Here is an 18988-nt window from a genome sequence, read left to right on the forward strand (position 1 = left end):
GAAAGCACGCTACACCGTGTCCGGCGCGGGCGAGCCGGCGGGCAGGCGCGTCACCATGACCTGGTCGATGCGGTAGCTGTCCACGTCCAGCACCTCGAACTTGTAGCCGCCCCAGGCCACGCTGTCGGTGCGCCGGGGCACGCGGCGCAGCATCACCATCAGGAAACCGGCCAGCGTCTCGTATTCCCCGGCGTGTGGCAGTTCGTCGAGCGAGAGTGCGCGCAGCACGTCCTCGATCGGCGTGACACCGTCGATGAGCCAGGAGTCCTGGTCGCGCTGGACGATCTGCTCCTCGTCGAATGGCGAGACCAGTCCGCCCATCACCGTGCTCATCACATCGTTGAGCGTGACCACGCCGACGACCAGGCTGTACTCGTTCACGATCACCGCGAAGTCCTCGTGCGCCTGCCGGAACTGCTCCAGCACCTCCGACAGCGTGAGCCGGTCGGGCACGATGAGCACCTTGCGCACCAGGCTGTCGTCCTTCAGCGAGATCGGCTGGTTGTTCAGCACGCGCTGGAACAGGTCCTTGGCGTCCACATAGCCCACTACATGGTCGATGTCGCGCTCGCAGACCGGATAGGTGGAGAACGGCTCGGCGGCGATGCGCAGCCGGATCACCGCGTCCGGCTCGTCGCGCAGGAAGAAGGCGATGCGGTCGCGCGGCGACATCGCGCTGGAGACGGTGCGCGTGTCCAGCTCGAACACATTCGTGATGACCTGCTGCTCACGCTCGGCCAGCACGCCAGCGCGTGCGCCCGCCTCCATCATGGCCAGGATGTCGTCGGAGGTGATGCGCTCGTCGCGCAGCGAGGACAGGCCCAGCAGCCGGAACAGCGCGTCGGCCCCCCGGCTGTAGAACCACACCAGGGGCCGCAGCAGGGTCATGCACCACGCCATGGGCGGGGCCAGCCGGATGGCCAGTTGCTCGGGCTGCGCCATGCCCAGGCGCTTGGGGAACAGGTCCGAGAACAGGATGAACAGCGAGGTGATGACCATGAACGAGAGCAGGAAGCCCACCGTCTGCGCCGTCGGCTCGGCCAGCCACAGCGCCAGCAGGCCGGTGAAATGCGGGCTCAGCGCGCCTTCGCCGACGATGCCGCCAAGGATGGCCACCGCGTTCTGCCCGATCTGCACCACCGTGAAGTAATCGCCCGGCTGCTCCTGCACGCGCAGCACGCGCTCGGCTCCGGCATCCCCTTCATCGGCCATCTGCCGCAGGCGCAGGCGGCGCGCGGCCGCGAGCGCGATCTCGGCCATGGAGAAAAAGGCGCTGGCAGCGATCAGCAACCCGATGACGAGGAGGCTTTGGGTCAGGCTCATGCAGGAGGAGTGGGCGCGGCGCGGGGGCACGCGATGGCCTGAGTGTAGCTGCCCGCCCCGTCCCGCAGGGGCCGTGCGGAGCGGGTGCGGCGTGGCGGCTACTGCATGAAGCCGATGCGCCCGCGCCCGCTGGCGGCCCGGGGCAGATCCGCCACCTCCACGGTGCTGCGGCGCTCCAGCCGGGCGTTGCCGAAGCCCGTCATGAGCGCGCGGCGCATCTCGCGCGGAGGCATCTGGGCCAGGCAGTCGAGCACGTCGCCCTGCGGCTCGGGATCGAGCAGGCGCCCCCAATCGTGGCCGGCACGGATGCCCGCGTAGAGGCAGGCCGCGATGCGGCGCGCCTGCTCCGGCGTGGGCGCCTCCACCTCGAAGACATTCATGCGGTTGAGGATGGGGTCGGGGATGCCGCGGCTGTCGTTGGCGGTCGTGATCCAGATGACCTGGCTGGCGTCGATGGCCACCTCGGCGAACTCGTCGGTGAAGCTCTGCGCCGTGTCGTGCTCCAGCAGGCCGTAGAGCGCGCCCAGCGGGTCGTACTGGGCCTCGCTGGCGGCCTTGTCGATCTCGTCCACCACCAGTACCGGGTTGGCGTACTCGCCGTCCACCAGGGCCTCGAACACCTTGCCGGGGCGCGCGCCCTTCCATTGCGCGGAGGAGCCCGAGAGCAGCCAGCCCGCCGTCATCGAGCTCATGGGCAGCAGGTTCATGCCCGTGCCCAGCAGCTCGGCCAGGTGGCGCGCGAAATGGGTCTTGCCGATGCCGGGCGGCCCGAGCAGCAGCATGGGCGTCATCTCCAGGCCGTCGCTGCTGTCCTGCGCCAGCGCGACATGGCGGCGCACATCGTCGAGCACCTCGGTGAAGTTGGGCAACTGGTCGTAGAGCGCGGCCATGTCGGGAATGCCGCGCGGCTTGACCTGGAAGCGCTCGGGGCCGCGTTCCAGCATGCGCTCGTAGACCGTGCGCAGGTTGTCGTACTCGCGCTGCTGGCCGCCTTCCTGCAGGCGGGCCAGCTTGCGCTCGACATCGGCCGGGCAGAACACGCTGCGCATCTGGGCCACCGGCAGGCTCAAGGCGTGCGACTGGGGAACAAGGCTATGGCTGGTCATGGCATGCTCCTTGATGAAGGTCACGCACCCATTCAAGCACACAAGCCGTCCCGGCTCAATGCCGGAAAAGCCCGGTATCGCCCTCTTGTTGCGGGCATGCAAAAGGCCGCCCGGGGGCGGCCTTGGCGCGGGGCACGGGCGGGGATCAGCCTTCGGTGCCGAGCATCTGCTTGAGTTCGCCCGATTCGTACATCTCCATCATGATGTCCGAGCCGCCGATGAACTCGCCCTTGATGTAGAGCTGGGGGATGGTGGGCCACTGGCTGTAGTCCTTGATGCCTTGGCGGATCTCGTCGTCGTCGAGCACGTTCACGGTGGCGATGGCCTTGGGGTCCACGCCGCAGGCCTTGAGGATCTGCACCGCGCGGCCGGAGAAGCCGCACATGGGGAAGCTGGCCGTGCCTTTCATGAACAGCAGGATGTCGTTGGATTTGACGAGGTCGTCGATGCGTTTCTGGGTGTCGCTCATGGGGGGCTCCGAGGGGGTGGACGGCTGAGGCCTTCAAAAAAGAAAGAAGCAATTATTTCACTGTCGGCATCCGGCCGCCGGAACAGCGCACGATGCCGGCGAGGTCTTTGCGGCCTTGCACCTGGGTGAACCCGGCGCCGGTCAGCAGCACGGCGACGGCGTCGGCCTGGTCCCAGCCATGCTCCAGCAGCAGCCAGCCGCCCGGCGACAGGCGTTGCGGGGCCTGGGCGACGATGGCGCGGATGTCCTCTAGGCCGTCGGCGCCGCTGGCCAGCGCCTGCGCCGGCTCGTGCCGCAACGCGGCCAGGTGGGGGTCGGCGGCGGGGATGTAGGGCGGGTTGGAGACGATGGCGTCGAACTGGTCTTCCAGCCCCTCCATCCAGCGCCCGTGGCGGAATTGCACGGGCAGCGCCAGGCGTTCGGCGTTGGCGCGGGCCACGGCCAGGGCCTCCGGGCTGGCGTCCACGGCCAGCACGCTGGCATCGGGCCGCTGCTGTTGCAGCGCCAGGGCGATGGCGCCGCTGCCCGTGCCCAGGTCCAGCAGGCGCGGGGCGGGGTGGCCGAGCAGCACCTCCAGCGCCCAGTCCACCAGGGTCTCGGTGTCGGGTCGCGGGTCGAGCACGCGCGCGTCCACCCGCAGCTCCAGCCCGTAGAAGGCCTTGCTGCCTGTGAGGTAGGCCACGGGCTCGCCGTCCCGGCGGCGAGCGCACAGCGCCTCGAAGCGGGCTTGCGTGCTTGGAGGCAGGACGTCGGTGTCGTGCGCGATGAGCCAGGCGCGGTCGCTGGTGGCGCGGCCCAGGGTGTGCAGCAGCAGCATCTGCGCGTCGATGCGCGCCAGGCCCTGGGCCAGGGCGGCGGTCAGTGCCTGCTGCAGGGTCATGGGTGCTCCTGATTCAATAGCTGCTGGCGCTTTATGGATAAGCGCTGGATGCCATTTCGATGCTCAACTGATGGCATCCCGCTCCAGCTCGGCCAGCTGCTCGGCCTCGCGCGCGTGGCGCAGGGCCTGCAGCACGTCGCCCAGGTCGCCTTCCATGATGGCGAGCAGCTTGTAGAGCGTGAGGTTGATGCGGTGGTCGGTCAGCCGCCCCTGCGGGAAGTTGTAGGTGCGGATGCGGTCGCTGCGGTCGCCGCTGCCGATCAGGCCCTTGCGCTCGGCGGCCTCCTTGGCGGCGCGCTCGCTGCGCTCCTTCTCCTGGATGCGCGCCTGCAGCACCTGCAGCGCCTTGGCCTTGTTGCTGTGCTGGCTGCGGCCGTCCTGGCATTCGGCGACGATGCCGGTGGGCAGGTGCACCACGCGCACGGCGGAGTCGGTCTTGTTGATGTGCTGGCCGCCGGCGCCGCTGGCGCGGAAGGTGTCGATGCGCAGATCGGCCGGGTTGAGCGTGATGGCCTCCTGCTCGTCGGGCTCGGGCATCACGGCCACGGTGCAGGCGCTGGTGTGGATGCGGCCCTGCGTCTCGGTGGCGGGCACGCGCTGCACGCGGTGGCCGCCGGACTCGAAGCGCAAGGCGCCATAGACGCCGTCGCCGACGACGCGCAGCACGATTTCCTTGTAGCCACCGAGTTCGGACGGGCTCTCGCTCACCACCTCGACCTTCCAGCCCACGTTGGCGGCATGGCGCATGTACATGCGCGCCAGGTCGCCCGCGAACAGGGCCGACTCGTCGCCGCCCGTGCCCGCGCGGATTTCGAGGAAGGCGTTGCGTGCTTCGTCGGGGTCCTTGGGCAGCAGCAGGCGCTGGAGTTCGTCCTCCAGCTCCAGCAGCTCCAGCGTGGCGCTGGTGATCTCCTCCTGCGCCATCTCGGCCATGTCGGGGTCTTCGAGCATCGCGCGCGCGCCGGCCTGGTCGGCTTCGCGCTGCAGGTAGCGGGCGTAGCGGCCGGCGATCTGCGTGACCTCGGCGTGCTCGCGCGAGATGGTGCGGTACTGCGCCATGTCGGCCATGATGTCCTCGCGCGAAAGCAGGAAGTCGAGCTCTTCCAGGCGCCGGGCGTAGCGCTCCAACTGGGTGCGGAGAAAAGGTTTCATGGCGTTCCGGGAAAGAGTTTGCTACATTGTTTGTAGCTAGTGGCGCTTGTCGGATAAGCGCCAAAGGCCAATTTGGCTGGATGAAAAGCGGCGGTGGGCGCCGCTACAGCGTGTTCTTGCTCTGCGAGCGCAGGAACAGGCGCGAGGCGGTGCGCGCCGTCTGCTCGCGCGTGCTGGCGTCGCCCGCGCGCAACTCGGCCAGGGTGCCGTGCAGCATCTTCTGCGCCAGGCCGCGCGAGAGGGCGTCGAGCACGGTGTCGATGTCCTCGCCCTTGGCCAGGCGCTTGCGCGCGCGGTCGATCTCGATGGCGCGCCAGGCATCGGCCTGGTCCTGGATCTGGCGGATCAGCGGCACCACGCCGTGCTCGGGGTGGCGCTGGTCCATCCAGTGCATGAAGCTCTGCACGCCCGCGTCGATGATGGCCTCGGCCTGCGCCACGGCGGCCTGGCGGTTGGCCTGGGCGGTCTGCACCACGCTGGCCAGGTCGTCCACGGTGTAGAGGTAGACGTCTTCGAGCTGCTTGACCTCGGGCTCGATGTCGCGCGGCACGGCCAGGTCCACCATGAACATGGGGCGGTGGCGGCGCTTCTTGAGCGCGCGCTCCACGGCGCCCAGGCCCACGATGGGCAGGCTGCTGGCGGTGCAGCTCACCACGATGTCGAATTCGTGCAGGCGGTCGGGCAGGTCGGCCAGGCGCATCACCTCGCCGCCAAAGCGCACGGCGAGCTTCTCGCCGCGCTCCAGCGTGCGGTTGGCGATGGCGATCTGCTTGGGGTTGCGCGCGGCGAAGTGCGTGGCGCACAGTTCGATCATCTCGCCCGCGCCGACGAACAGCACGCGCGTCTTGCCCAGGTCCTCGAACAGCTGGCCGGCCAGGCGCACGGCGGCGGCGGCCATGCTGATGCTGTGCGCGCCGATCTCGGTGCTGGTGCGCACCTCCTTGGCCACGGCGAAGCTGCGCTGGAACAACTGGTTGAGAGTGGAGCCCAGCGCGCCCGCGCTTTCGGCGGCGCGCACGGCGTCCTTCATCTGGCCCAGGATCTGGGCTTCGCCCAGCACCATGGAATCAAGCCCGCTGGCCACGCGGAAGGCATGGCGTGCCACGGGGCCGTTTTCCAGGACGTAGGAATGCGAGCGCAGCAGCTCGGTGCTGACGCCGCCGCTGTGGGCGAGCCAGCCCAGCGTGTGGTCCAGCGCGGGCTGGTCGCCGGCGCAGTAGATCTCGGTGCGGTTGCAGGTGGAGATGATGGCGGTTTCCACCTCGCGCTGCGGGCCGGCCTGGTGCAGGGCCTGGCGCAGACCGTGCAGGGTGGGCGCGATCTGGTCGATCGCGAACGCGAAACGGCCGCGCAGATCGAGCGGCGCGGTCGTGTGGTTGATGCCCAAGGCCCAGACAGACATGCGCCGGATTATAAAATCGTTGCGTGTACGGGGTATCGCCGACTGCACAAGTCTTGATTTACGTCATTTTTATGGACCCGCTGGCCGCCCTCAACCACCTGCTCAACTTCGCCGCCCCCGCGGCCGCACTGGCCTTGCTGCTGGTGCCGGGCAGCCGATTGTTGATGCGAAATTCGGGCCCAGCGCTTAGCTGGTGGGCGCAAGCAGCTATCGTTTTCATAGTTGGCTGCGCCGTGCTGCTGGCCGGCCTGTGGCTGCTGGGCCGCGACGGCAAGGCCCTGACCTACGCCGCCCTGGTGCTGGCCACCGCCACCTGTCAGTGGCTGCTGCGGCGCGGCTGGAAGAGCTGAACTCGGGGCGCTGGCGGCGCTTTTTCTTCGATACGGCGTATCCAAGGGGCCGCCAGGGCACCCGTGGAACGGGCTTTGCCCGGCCATTGGGTGCGTCCCCCTCCCGCGAAGCGTAGCGTAGCGAGAGAGGGGGTGAAGCCGCGCAGCGGCTCAGGGGGGAGCTACCCCAGTACAGCCCAGTGGTTGCCGGCCGCCATGCCCTCGGGCCAGCGCAGCATGCCCGCGGGCTCGGTGGGGTGCCAGCGCGCCAGGCCACGCCCGCCGCCCACGGCCACGCCGGGGGCGTCGTCCAGGGGCCACAGGCCGCAGGGGTTCTGCACGTTGCCGATGGTGGTGAGCTTGGCGGGCTCCTGCGGCTGCCACAGCACGATACGGTTGGCGCGCTGCGCCGTGAGCACGAAGCCGCCGTTGGGGCCGGCCGCCACGTCGCCGGCGTAGCCCTCGGCCACCATGTAGCTCGGCACTTTCAATTCCTTGCCGTCCCACACGGCCAGCAGCGGTGCGTCGCGGCGCTTGGCCGGGTCGTCGTGCTCGGCCTGCAGGCCGATGCCCAGCAGCACCGGGCCGCCTGCGAGCGGGCGGTTCCAGGCGATGTGGTGCGGCGCCAGGCGCTTGTCGCGCAGGCTCCAGGCGCCGAGCTTTTCGCCGTTCTCGGGGTTCAGTAGCACCAGCTCGGGGTTCATGCGCTCCAGGTCGCGTTTGTCGCCGGCCGCGTCGCGCGGGATGCCGCCGTTGGCGATGACCAGGCGGCCCTGTGCGTCCACCAGGATCTGGTGCGGGTCGATGCCGTGCGTGCGGTGCTCGGCCACCTTGCGCAGGTCGCGCGCGTCGCGCACGCTGACCCAGCCTTCGCCGGTCTGGCAGTCGGTTTCGCCGGTATAGAGCCAGTGCCCATCCAGGCTGGCGATGACGTGGCCGTCGAGCGTGCGCCGGTCGCCCTCGTCGGCCATGGACAGGCGGTGGCTGATGCGCCCCTCGGCATCGGCGCGCACCAGCCAGCTGCCGGGGCGCGTGGCCACGGCCAGGAAGCCGCCGCCCGGCTCGGGCACGATGGCGTGCGGCAGCGTGGGCACCGTCACCGCGAACTGCGTGGCCACCCGGCCCTGGGCCCAGTCCACGCGCAGCGCGCCGATTTGGTATTCACGCTCGTTCATGCGCCAGCCGCCGGCCACGCGCATGGCGCTGCCCTCGGCATGGGCCCGGGCCAGGGCGGGAAGGGAAGCGGTTCCGAGGGCGGCGCTGAGCTGCAGCAGGAAATGGCGGCGGTCCAAGATGGTTCTCACAAGGTCGATCAAAACACCGAACAATACAGCAAATGAGATTGATTTGCATTGACGTGTCGCAAGATGCGCGCGCGGCCGTCCCCGCAGCGCGTGCCGGTCAGCCGGCGGGAGCGAACAGGTCCACGCGGTCGGTGATGATGCCGTCGGTGCCCAGGGCGATGAGGCGCTGGGCGGCCTCCTCGTCGTTCACCGTGTAGCTCAGGGCGCGCCAGCCCTCGGCATGGGTGCGCCGCACCAGGGCGGCGTCCCAGAGCTTGTGGTTGCAGACGATGGCCACACAGCCCAGCTGGCGCGCGGTGTCCAGCCAGCCGTCCCAGAGGGTGTCGAGCAGCAGCGCGCGCGGCAGCTGCGGCGCCGTGGCCTGTGCGCCGGCCAGGGCCGAGGGTTGGAACGACGAGAGCAGCGGCGGCACCTGCCCCTGCCAGAGCCGCGCCGCGTGTTCGCCGACCATGCGGCCCGTGGCTTCCTCCAGCCCCGGCGTGGGTTTGATCTCGATGTTCAGGCAGTGGCCGTTGGCCCGGCAGAAGCGCGCGATGTTCTCCAGGGTGGGCAGCGGCTCGCCGGCGTATTGGCGCGAATGCCAGCCGCCGGCGTCCAGCCGCGCCAGCGCCTCCCAGCCATGGTCGCCGCCGGTGGGGCTGGCGCCGGGGCCCAGGGCCTGCGTGGCGTTGGTGGTGCGCTCCAGCGTGGCGTCGTGCATCAGGAAGGGCACGCCGTCGCGCGAAAGCTTCACGTCGCACTCGAACATGCGGTAGCCGTGCCCGGCGCCCACGCGGAAGGCGGCGAGGGTGTTCTCGGGCGCGAGCTTGCCGGCGCCGCGGTGGGCGATCCAGCGGGGGTAGGGCCAGGGGGGCGTCACAGGCGCTTTCCGCTGGCGGCGTCGAAGGCGTGCAGGCGGTCGGGGCGGGGCAGCACGCGGATCAGGTCGTCGGCGCGGGGGGCGGGGGCGCCTTCCTCCACGCGCACCACGAGTTGCTCGGCGCCCAGGCGGCCGTAGATGAGGCGCTCGGCGCCCAGCAGCTCCACGGTTTCCACACGCACCTCCCAGCCGCCCTCGGCGCGCACGTCCAGGTGCTCGGGGCGGATGCCCAGGATCTGGCCGGGCTGGCCGCCGGGCGCGTTTTTGAGCAGGTTCATGGGCGGCGAGCCGATGAAGCTGGCGACGAAGGTGGAGGCGGGCGTGTGGTAGACCTCCTCGGGCGTGCCGAACTGCTCCATGTTGCCGGCGTTCATCACGATCATGCGCTGCGCCAGCGTCATGGCCTCGACCTGGTCGTGGGTGACGAACAGGCTGGTGATGCCGAGTTCGCGGTGCAGCTTCTGGATCTCCAGGCGCGTCTGGGCACGCAGCTTGGCGTCGAGGTTGGACAGCGGCTCGTCGAACAGGAACACCTGCGGCTGGCGCACGATGGCGCGGCCCATGGCCACGCGCTGGCGCTGGCCGCCCGAGAGTTCGCGCGGCTTGCGTTCGAGCAGGTGCGACAGCTCCAGGATGCGGGCGGCCTTGTCCACGCGGGCCTTGATTTCGTCCTTGGGCACCTTGGCGATCTTCAGGCCGTAGGCCATGTTGTCGAACACGCTCATGTGCGGGTAGAGCGCGTAGTTCTGGAACACCATGGCGATGTCGCGCTCGGCCGGCTCCAGGGTGTTGACCACGCGGCTGCCGATGGCGATCTCGCCGCCCGAGATGTCCTCCAGCCCCGCCACCATGCGCAAGAGCGTGGACTTGCCGCAGCCCGAGGGGCCGACGATGACGATGAACTCGCCGTCCTGGATCTCGGCGTTCACGCCGTGGATGACCTGGTTGGCCTTGGGCCCGTGGCCGTAGCGCTTGACGAGGTTGCGCAGGGAAATGGAAGCCATGTTTTTACTATTTCTTTGATAGCTGAAGGCGCTTTATGGATAAGGCTTTGAGTCGATTTTTTCTTATTTTTCAGAGTCCACCAGGCCCTTCACGAACCATTTCTGCATGAGCAGCACCACCAGCGCGGGCGGGATCATGGCCAGGATGGCCGTGGCCATGACGATGTTCCAGTCGTTGGCGGCGTCGCCGCCCGAGATCATGCGCTTGATGCCCATGACCACGGGGTACATGGATTCGTCGGTGGTCACCAGCAGCGGCCAGAGGTACTGGTTCCAGCCGTAGATGAACTGGATCACGAACAGCGCCGCGATGCTGGTGCGCGACAGCGGCAGCAGCACGTCCCAGAAAAAGCGCATGGGCCCGGCGCCATCCACGCGCGCAGCCTCCACCAGCTCGTCGGGCACGGTCAGGAAGAACTGGCGGAACAGGAAGGTGGCCGTGGCCGAGGCGATCAGCGGCACCGTCAGGCCCGCATAGCTGTTGAGCATGCCGAGATCCGACACCACCTGGTAGGTGGGGCCGATGCGCACCTCCACCGGCAGCATCAGCGTAACGAAGATGGCCCAGAAGAAGAACATGCGCCCCGGAAAGCGGAAATAGACGATGGCAAAGGCCGACAGCAGCGAGATGGCGATCTTGCCGATGGCAATGACCAGTGCGGTGACCAGGCTCACGGCCATCATGCGGCCCACGGGCGCGGTGGAGGCCGCGCTGCCGCTGGTGCCGTTGATGGCGTGGGTGTAGTTCTCGATCAGATGCGGGCCGGGCAGCAGCGGCATGGGCACCTGCACGATCTCATGCGCGGTGTGCGTGCTGGCCACAAAGGTGATGTAGAGCGGAAAGGCCACCACGATCACGCCCAGGATGAGCACCAGGTGCGAAATGGCGGTGGCGAGGGGGCGGCGTTCAACCATGATCAGTAGTTCACTTTGCGTTCCACGTAGCGGAACTGGATGACGGTGAGCACCACCACAATGGCCATCAGCACCACCGACTGCGCGGCCGAGCCGCCCAGGTCCAGCGCCTTGAAGCCGTCGTAATACACCTTGTAGACCAGGATGGCCGTGTCCTTGCCGGGGCCGCCCTCGGTCGTGGCGTCCACGATGGCGAAGGTGTCGAAGAAGGCATAGACGATGTTGATCACCAGCAGGAAGAAGGTGGTGGGCGAGAGCAGCGGGAAGACGATGCTCCAGAAGCGCCGCCACGGCCCCGCGCCGTCGATGGCGGCGGCCTCGATGAGCGACTTGGGCACCGACTGCAGCCCCGCCAGGAAGAACAGGAAGTTGTAGGAGATGTGCTTCCAGACGGCGGCGAACACGATCAGCGCCATGGCTTGGTTGCTGTTCAGCAGATGGTTCCACTCCACCCCCACCTGGCGCAGCGCGTAGCTCACGATGCCGATGGAGGGCGCGAACATGAACAGCCACAGCACCCCGGCCACGGCGGGCGCCACGGCGTAGGGCCAGATCAGCAGCGTCTTGTAGAGCGCGGCGCCACGCACCACGCGGTCGGCGAACACCGCCAGCGCGAGCGAGAGCACCAGCCCGAGCACGGCCACCAGCACCGAGAACACCGCCGTGGTCTGGAACGAGGCGATGTAGCTCTCGTCCTGCAGCAGGCGCTGGAAGTTCTCCAGGCCCACCCATTCGACCGACGCGCCGAACGCGTCCTGCTGCTGCAGCGACTGCACCAGCGCCTGCGCGGCGGGCCAGAAGAAGAACACGGTGATCACCGCCACCTGTGGTGCCAGCAGCGCCGCCGGAAGCCACCAGCTCTTGAATCGCACCCGTTTTTCCGTGGTCAAGTCAGCTCTCTTTCATCAAAAACGGCCGGGCGAAGGCCCGGCCGCGCAGGTCCCGGCGAAATGCCTACTTGTTGGCCTTCTGGAAGCGTTCGAGCTGTTCGTTGCCGCGCTTGACGGCTGCGTCCAGTGCTTCTTGTGCGGACTTCTTGCCGGCCCAGACCTGCTCCAGTTCCTCGTCCATGATGGCGCGGATCTGGTTGAAGTTGCCCAGGCGCACGCCGCGCGACTTGTCGGTGGTCTTGCGGACCATCTGGTTCACGGCGGTGTCGGTGCCGGGGTTCTGCTTGTAGAAGCCGGATTTCTCGGTCAGCTCGAACGAGGCCATGGTGACCGGCAGGTAGCCGGTGCGCTGGTGGCTGGCGGCTTGCACCTCGGGGTTGGTGAGGTACTGGAAGAACTGCGCCACGCCTTTGTATTCGGCCGGCTTCTTGCCTGCCATGACCCACAGCGAGGCACCGCCGATGACGGTGTTCTGCGGGGCGCCGGGCACGTCCGGGTAATAGGGCAGGGGCGCGATGCCGAAGTCGAACTTGGCGTTCTTCTTGATGCTGGCGTAGGTGGACGAGCTGGCGGTGGCCATGGCGCACTCGCCCGAATAGAAGGGGGCGTCGGCCTTGTTGCCGCGTCCGCGGTAGTGGAACAGGCCCTGCTTGGCCATGTTGGACAGGTTTTCGATGTGGCGCACATGCAGCGGGCTGTTGAAGGCCAGGCGCGCGCTGGTGCCGCCGAAGCCGTTGTTCTGCGTGGCGAACAGCGTGTTGTGCCAGGTGGAGAAGCTCTCCAGCTGCGTCCAGCCCTGCCAGCTGGTGGTGAACGGGCAGGCCACGCCCGAGGCCTTGAGCTTGGCGGCGGCCGACACCAGCTCGGGCCAGGTGCTCGGCGGCTTGTTCGGGTCCAGGCCTGCCTTCTTGAACAGGTCCTTGTTGTAGTTGAGCACGGTGGTCGAGCTGTTGAACGGGTAGCTCAGCATCTCGCCGCTGGGCGAGGTGTAGTAACCCACCACGGCCGGAATGTAGGCCTTGGGGTCGAACTTGTAGCCGGCGTTCTGCATGACCTTGCCCACCGGCACGATGGCGCCCTTGGCGGACATCATGGTGGCTGTGCCCACTTCGTAGACCTGCAGGACATGCGGTGCGTTGCCGGCGCGGAAGGCGGCGATCGAGGCCGTCATCGATTCGTCATAAGTGCCCTTGTAGGTGGGCACGATCTTGAAGTCCTTCTGGCTGGCGTTGAAGCCGTTGGCGATGTCGACCACCCAGTCGTTCAGGCCGCCGGTCATGGAGTGCCACCACTGGATTTCTGTCTGGGCCCGCGCGGCGGTGCTGCCCAGCAGGGCCAGGGTGGCACAAAGGGCCAGGGATTGGAATTTCATGGGGAACCTCCTCGCACGGATATGGATAAGCGCCGGATCGTAGGCCGACCGCGTGACAGAAACATGTCTGTCATGAAGATGGACTTTTTAACCATGCCGGGCTGCTTTCTCCAGCGGGTAAACCCCTTGGTGCAGGGGTGGATGTTTGCCCCTGATGCGGGTAGTGGCGCCTCTCCAGAAGGCGGTTTTGTGCGCTGCACCATGCTAGGATGCCCCGCCAAGCTTTTGAAGCCGGGCGCCCGCAGTCGGTGGCCCGCGCTTCGCTGACACAGGATCGCCATGAGCCCCACATCGCTGGACAAAAGCAAGATCAAGTTCCTTCTGCTCGAAGGCCTGCACCCCTCGGCCCTGCAGGTGCTCCAGGCCGCCGGCTACAGCCAGATCGAATCCGTTTCCGGCGCGCTGCCGCAGGAGGAGCTGATCGCGCGCATCGCCGATGTGCATTTCATCGGCATCCGCTCGCGCACCCAGCTCACGGCCGAGGTGCTGGCCCATGCCCACAAGCTCGTGGCCATCGGCTGCTTCTGCATCGGCACCAACCAGGTGGACCTGAACGCCGCGCGGGAACGTGGCATCGCCGTGTTCAACGCGCCGTACTCCAATACCCGCTCCGTGGCCGAGCTGGTGCTGGCCGAGGCCATCCTGCTGCTGCGCGGCGTGCCCGAGAAGAACGCCGTGGCGCACCGGGGCGGCTGGCTCAAGACGGCCGACAACGCCTTCGAGGTGCGTGGCAAGACGCTGGGCATCATCGGCTACGGCGCCATCGGCTCGCAGCTCTCGGTGCTGGCCGAGGCGCTGGGCATGCAGGTGCTGTTCCATGACGTGGTGGCCAAGCTGCCGCTGGGCAACGCGCGCCAGGCGGCCGGCCTGCAAGAGCTGCTGGCGCAGAGCGACATCGTGACCCTGCATGTGCCCGAGCTGCCCTCCACGCAGTGGATGATCGGCGCGGCCGAGATCGCCGCCATGAAACCTGGCGCCATCTTCATCAACGCCTCGCGCGGCACCGTGGTCGAGATCGAGCCGCTGGCCCGGGCGCTCAAGGAGCGCAAGCTGCTGGGCGCGGCCGTGGACGTGTTCCCGGTCGAGCCGCGCACCAACAAGGACGAATTCGTCTCGCCCCTGCGCGGGCTGGACAACGTCATCCTCACGCCGCACATCGGCGGCTCCACGCTGGAGGCCCAGGCCAACATCGGGCTGGAAGTGGCGGAAAAGCTCGTCAAGTACAGCGACAACGGCACCACCATCTCCTCGGTCAACTTCCCCGAGGTGGCGTTGCCCGCGCAGCGCGGCAAGCACCGCATCCTGCATGTGCACCGCAATGTGCCGGGGGTCATGTCCGAGATCAACCGCGTGTTCTCCGACAACCAGATCAACGTCTCGGCCCAGTACCTGCAGACCAACGAGGCCATCGGCTACGTGGTGATGGACATCGACGCCGAATCGTCCGAGCTGGCACTGCAGAAGCTCCAGCAGGTGCCGGGCACGCTGCGCTGCCGCGTGCTGTTCTAGTACCCCAGGGCCGCCCGGCGGCGGCCTTGTCGCGCCGGCTCCAGCGGCCCGCGCGCCGATTTCCTAAAATCAGCGATTCCGAGTTCCCCAGGCCACTGGGCGCACCGCCCTTTCCCAGGTTCACCGAATGAATGCTCCCACCGCGTTGGCCGCCCTCATGGCGCAGGCCCCCGAGCCCGTGCGTTTGCGCGAGATCCCCTACAACTACACGAGCTTCTCGGACCGCGAAATCGTCATCCGCCTGCTCGGAGAGCAGGCCTGGGGCACCCTGCAGCAACTACGCCAGGAGCGCCGGACGGGGCGCTCGGCGCGCATGCTTTACGAGGTGCTGGGCGACATCTGGGTGGTGCAGCGCAACCCCTACCTGCAGGACGACCTGCTGGACAACCCGCAGCGCCGCCGCCAGCTCGTGCAGGCGCTGGAGCACCGCCTGGGCGAGGTGCAGAAGCGCCGCACTCCCGGCAGCGACGCCGGCCGCGACGCGCTCGTGGGCGAGCTGCTCAAGGCGGCTGGCGCCGCCGTGCAGCGCTTCGACGCCTCCTTCCAGCAGGTGGCCGAGCTGCGCCGCAAGGCGCGCCGCACCTTCGGGCGGCTGACGGCCAGCGACAACATCAAGTTCGACGGCCTCTCGCGCGTGAGCCACGTGACCGACGCCACCGACTGGCGCGTCGAGTACCCCTTCGTCGTGCTCACCCCCGACACCGAGGCCGAGATGGCGCGCCTGGTGCAGGGCTGCTTCGAACTGGGGCTGACCGTGATCCCGCGCGGGGGCGGCACGGGCTACACCGGCGGCGCCATTCCTTTGACCGACCGCAGCGCCGTCATCAACACCGAAAAGCTCGAAGCCATGACCGAGGTGGAGATGGTGCGCCTGCCCGGCATCGACCGGGAGGTGGCCACCATCTGGACCGAGGCCGGCGTGGTGACCCAGCGCGTGGCCGATGCGGCCGAGCGCGGCGGCTATGTGTTCGCCGTGGACCCGACCAGCGCCGAGGCCTCGTGCATCGGCGGCAACATCGCCATGAACGCAGGCGGCAAGAAGGCCGTGCTGTGGGGCACGGCGCTGGACAACCTGGCCAGCTGGCGCATGGTGACGCCGCAGGCGCAGTGGCTCGAAGTGACGCGCCTCGACCACAACCTGGGCAAGATCCATGACGCCGAGGTCGCCAGCTTCGAGCTGAAGACCTTCGAGGCCGACGGCAAGACCCTGGTGCGCACCGAGCGCCTGGACATTCCGGGCAAGACCTTCCGCAAGGAAGGCCTGGGCAAGGACGTGACCGACAAGTTCCTCTCGGGCCTGCCCGGCATCCAGAAGGAAGGCTGTGACGGCCTCATCACCAGCGCGCGCTGGGTGGTGCACCGCATGCCCGGGCACACGCGCACCGTGTGCCTGGAGTTCTTCGGCAACGCCAAGGACGCGGTGCCCAGCATCGTCGAGATCAAGGACTTCATGTTCGCCGAGCAAAAGCGCTCGGGCGTGGTGCTGGCCGGCCTGGAACACCTGGACGACCGCTACCTGAAGGCCGTGGGCTACACCACCAAGAGCAAGAAGCACGGGGGCCTGCCCAAGATGGTGCTGTTCGGCGACATCGCGGGTGACGATGCCGACGCCGTGGCGCGCGCCACCAGCGAGGTGGTGCGCATCGCCAACTCGCGCAGCGGCGAGGGCTTTGTCGCCATCAGCCCCGAGGCGCGCAAGAAGTTCTGGCTCGACCGCAAGCGCACGGCCGCCATCTCGCGCCACACCAACGCCTTCAAGATCAACGAGGACGTGGTGATTCCGCTGCCGCGCATGGCCGAGTACACCGACGGCATCGAGCGCATCAACATCGAGCTGAGCCTGCGCAACAAGCTCAAGCTGTGCGACGAGCTGGAGGCCTTCTTCGGCCGGGGCAACCTGCCGCTGGGCAAGCACGACGACGCCAGCGAAATCCCCTCGGCCGAGCTGCTGGAGGACCGCGTGGCGCAGGCCCTGGCCCTGGTGCAGGAGGTGCGCGCGCTGTGGTCCGGCTGGCTGCGCGATGTGCCCGAGCTGTTCCCGCAACTGCAGGACCACACCCTGCGCGCGAGCTGGAAGACACAGATCCGCGCGCCGCTGGCCACCATTTTCTCGGGCGCGGCCTTCGCGCCCATCCTGGCCGAGGCCTCGGCCATCCATAAGCGCGTGCTCAAGGGCCGCGTCTGGGTGGCGCTGCACATGCATGCGGGCGACGGCAACGTGCACACCAACATCCCCGTCAACAGCGACGACTACGAGATGCTGCAGACCGCGCACGAGGCGGTGGACCGCATCATGGTGCTGGCGCGCAGCCTCGATGGCGTGATCTCGGGCGAGCACGGCATCGGCATCACCAAGCTCGAATTCCTCACCGACGAGGAACTGCGGCCGTTTGCCGAATACAAGCAGAAGGTGGACCCGGAAGGCCGCTTCAACAAGGGCAAGTTGCTCCGAAAACAGGAGCTGTCAGCGCTTTCTGGTAAAGCGCTGGAGGCCGATTCGGCACATGGCGAAACCTCGATGTTCGCCGACCTGACCAACGCCTACACGCCCAGCTTCGGCCTCATGGGGCACGAGTCGCTGATCATGCAGCAGAGCGACATCGGCGCCATCGCCGACAGCGTGAAGGACTGCCTGCGCTGCGGCAAGTGCAAGCCCGTGTGCTCCACCCATGTGCCGCGCGCCAACCTGCTCTACAGCCCGCGCAACAAGATCCTCGCGACCTCGCTGCTGGTCGAGGCCTTCCTGTACGAAGAGCAGACGCGCCGGGGCGTGAGCATCAAGCACTGGCAGGAGTTCGAGGACGTGGCCGACCACTGCACCGTCTGCCACCGCTGCGAGAGCCCCTGCCCGGTGAAGATCGACTTCGGCGACGTCACCATGAACATGCGCAACCTGCTGCGCAAGATGGGCAAGAAGAGCTTCCGGCCCGGCAACAAGCTGGCCATGGCCATGCTCAACGCCACCAGTCCCGACACCATCAAGCTGCTGCGCGCCGCCATGGTGGGCGTGGGCTTCAAGGCCCAGCGCCTGGCCGTGGACGTGCTGCGCAGCGTGGCGCGCAAGCAGACGGCTCGCCCCCCGGCCACCGTGGGCACGGCGCCGGTCAAGGAGCAGGTGATTCACTTCGTGAACAAGAAGCTGCCCGGCGGCCTGCCCACCAAGACGGCGCGCGCGCTGCTGGACATCGAGGACAAGGACTACGTGCCGATCATCCGCGACCCGCAGGCCACCACGGCCGAGACCGAGGCGGTGTTCTACTTCCCCGGCTGCGGCTCCGAGCGCCTGTTCAGCCAGGTGGGCCTGGCCACGCAGGCCATGCTCTGGCATGCCGGCGTGCAGACCGTGCTGCCGCCGGGCTACCTGTGCTGCGGCTACCCGCAGCGCGGCTCGGGCCAGTTCGACAAGGCCGAGAAGATGATCACCGACAACCGGGTGCTCTTCCACCGCGTCGCCAACACGCTCAACTACCTCGACATCAAGACCGTGGTGGTGAGCTGCGGCACCTGCTACGACCAGCTCCAGGGCTACGAGTTCGACAAGATCTTCCCGGGTTGCCGCATCATCGACATCCACGAATACCTGCTGGAAAAGGGCATCACGCTGCCGGCGGGGCAGGGGGGCTACCTGTACCACGAGCCCTGCCACAACCCGATGAAGCAGGGCGACTCGATGAAGACCGTGCGCGCCCTGGTGGGCGACAAGGTGCTCAAGAGCGACCGCTGCTGCGGCGAATCGGGCACGCTGGGCGTCACGCGGCCCGACATCTCCACCCAGGTGCGCTTCCGCAAGGAAGAGGAAATCCGCAAGGGCGAGGCCCAGCTGCGCGCCAGCGGCGCCGTGGGCGCGCAGGACAACATCAAGATCCTGACCAGCTGCCCGAGCTGCCTGCAGGGCATCACACGCTACGGCAACGACCTGCAGACCGGCCTGCTCGAAGCCGACTACATCGTCATCGAGATGGCCAAGCAGCTCCTGGGCGAGAACTGGTTGCCCGAGTACGTGCAGCGCGCCAACCAGGGCGGCATCGAGCGGGTGCTGGTCTGATGGCCTGTGTGCTGTGCGACACCGACGGCGGCCAGCTCGTCTGGCGCGGCGAGCACCTGCGCGTGATCCGCGCCGACGAGGCGGGTTTCCCGGCGTTCTACCGCGTGGTCTGGAATGCGCACGTGGCCGAGTTCTCCGATCTCGACGCGGGCGCGCGCCAGCACTGCATGGACGCCGTCACCGTGGTGGAGCGCGTGCTGCGTGAGCATTTGGCGCCCGCCAAGATCAACCTCGCCGCGCTTGGCAACATGGTGCCGCACCTGCACTGGCACGTGATCGCGCGCTTCGGCTGGGACAGCCATTTCCCGGCTCCGGTCTGGGCGGCCGCGCAGCGCGAGCGCGACGGGGCGCAGGAAGACGCGCTGCGCGCGCGCCTGCCGGCGCTGGATGCGAGCCTGCGCGACGCGCTGGCGCAGTGGGCGGCCTGAG

16 protein-coding genes are annotated in these 18988 nt (G+C 68.1%); 4 read left to right on the forward strand and 12 right to left on the reverse strand.

Annotation, left to right across the window (positions count from 1 at the left end; all coding sequences use genetic code 11):
- Positions 1-9 precede the first annotated feature (9 nt).
- The 6 genes from paeA to hemA all read right to left on the reverse strand — a co-directional run bounded on the left by paeA (position 10) and on the right by hemA (position 6332).
- Positions 10-1323 (reverse strand): polyamine export protein PaeA, encoded by a 1314-nt coding sequence (gene paeA, locus D8S75_RS07155; RefSeq protein WP_119965432.1) that lies wholly within the window; start codon positions 1321-1323, stop codon positions 10-12.
- A 98-nt stretch (positions 1324-1421) separates the two neighbouring features.
- Positions 1422-2429, reverse strand: a complete 1008-nt coding sequence (locus D8S75_RS07160; protein ID WP_119965641.1) for an AAA family ATPase — start codon at positions 2427-2429, stop codon at positions 1422-1424.
- A gap of 145 nt (positions 2430-2574) precedes the next feature.
- Positions 2575-2898: a Grx4 family monothiol glutaredoxin gene (grxD, locus tag D8S75_RS07165; protein WP_119965433.1), complete on the reverse strand. Its 324-nt coding sequence runs from the start codon at positions 2896-2898 to the stop codon at positions 2575-2577.
- Between the two features lie 52 nt (positions 2899-2950).
- On the reverse strand, positions 2951-3778 hold the full coding sequence (prmC, locus tag D8S75_RS07170) for a peptide chain release factor N(5)-glutamine methyltransferase (protein ID WP_119965434.1): 828 nt from the start codon (positions 3776-3778) through the stop codon (positions 2951-2953).
- Positions 3779-3841: 63 nt separating this feature from the next.
- Entirely contained in the window at positions 3842-4930 is a 1089-nt protein-coding gene (gene prfA / locus D8S75_RS07175) for a peptide chain release factor 1 (protein ID WP_119965435.1), read from the reverse strand.
- Between the two features lie 103 nt (positions 4931-5033).
- Positions 5034-6332, reverse strand: a complete 1299-nt coding sequence (hemA, locus tag D8S75_RS07180) for a glutamyl-tRNA reductase (RefSeq protein WP_119965436.1) — start codon at positions 6330-6332, stop codon at positions 5034-5036.
- A 71-nt stretch (positions 6333-6403) separates the two neighbouring features.
- Between hemA and D8S75_RS07185 the strand changes: the two genes are divergently transcribed.
- Positions 6404-6682, forward strand: coding sequence for a hypothetical protein (locus tag D8S75_RS07185; protein WP_119965438.1), 279 nt, complete (start codon positions 6404-6406; stop codon positions 6680-6682).
- 161 nt (positions 6683-6843) lie between these two features.
- On the opposite strand, the gene D8S75_RS07190 is transcribed toward D8S75_RS07185, so the two are convergent.
- The 6 genes from D8S75_RS07190 to ugpB form a co-directional block, all read right to left on the reverse strand.
- Positions 6844-7965: a DUF1513 domain-containing protein gene (locus D8S75_RS07190; protein ID WP_157982600.1), complete on the reverse strand. Its 1122-nt coding sequence runs from the start codon at positions 7963-7965 to the stop codon at positions 6844-6846.
- Positions 7966-8062: 97 nt separating this feature from the next.
- On the reverse strand, positions 8063-8824 hold the full coding sequence (gene ugpQ, locus D8S75_RS07195) for a glycerophosphodiester phosphodiesterase (RefSeq protein WP_119965441.1): 762 nt from the start codon (positions 8822-8824) through the stop codon (positions 8063-8065).
- Positions 8821-9828 (reverse strand): sn-glycerol-3-phosphate import ATP-binding protein UgpC, encoded by a 1008-nt coding sequence (locus tag D8S75_RS07200; protein ID WP_119965443.1) that lies wholly within the window; start codon positions 9826-9828, stop codon positions 8821-8823. Before D8S75_RS07200 ends, ugpQ begins: the two co-directional genes overlap by 4 nt.
- Before the next feature lie 63 nt (positions 9829-9891).
- Complete coding sequence (gene ugpE, locus D8S75_RS07205; protein WP_119965445.1) at positions 9892-10743, reverse strand: sn-glycerol-3-phosphate ABC transporter permease UgpE; 852 nt, start codon at positions 10741-10743, stop codon at positions 9892-9894.
- Positions 10744-10745: 2 nt separating this feature from the next.
- A complete protein-coding gene (gene ugpA / locus D8S75_RS07210; protein WP_119965446.1) occupies positions 10746-11633 on the reverse strand; it encodes a sn-glycerol-3-phosphate ABC transporter permease UgpA in 888 nt (295 codons plus the stop codon).
- Between the two features lie 64 nt (positions 11634-11697).
- Positions 11698-13005, reverse strand: a complete 1308-nt coding sequence (gene ugpB, locus D8S75_RS07215; protein ID WP_119965448.1) for a sn-glycerol-3-phosphate ABC transporter substrate-binding protein UgpB — start codon at positions 13003-13005, stop codon at positions 11698-11700.
- A gap of 279 nt (positions 13006-13284) precedes the next feature.
- On the opposite strand from ugpB, the gene serA reads away from it, so the two are divergent.
- The 3 genes from serA to D8S75_RS07230 all read left to right on the forward strand — a co-directional run bounded on the left by serA (position 13285) and on the right by D8S75_RS07230 (position 18987).
- Complete coding sequence (gene serA, locus D8S75_RS07220; protein WP_119965450.1) at positions 13285-14514, forward strand: phosphoglycerate dehydrogenase; 1230 nt, start codon at positions 13285-13287, stop codon at positions 14512-14514.
- A 127-nt stretch (positions 14515-14641) separates the two neighbouring features.
- Positions 14642-18559, forward strand: coding sequence for a DUF3683 domain-containing protein (locus tag D8S75_RS07225; protein ID WP_119965451.1), 3918 nt, complete (start codon positions 14642-14644; stop codon positions 18557-18559).
- Positions 18559-18987, forward strand: coding sequence for an HIT family protein (locus D8S75_RS07230; RefSeq protein WP_119965452.1), 429 nt, complete (start codon positions 18559-18561; stop codon positions 18985-18987). The genes D8S75_RS07225 and D8S75_RS07230 overlap by 1 nt, the downstream gene beginning before the upstream one ends.
- The last annotated feature ends 1 nt before the right edge of the window (position 18988 follow it).

The organism is Simplicispira lacusdiani, assembly GCF_003604195.1.
GTDB lineage: Bacteria > Pseudomonadota > Gammaproteobacteria > Burkholderiales > Burkholderiaceae_C > Simplicispira > Simplicispira lacusdiani.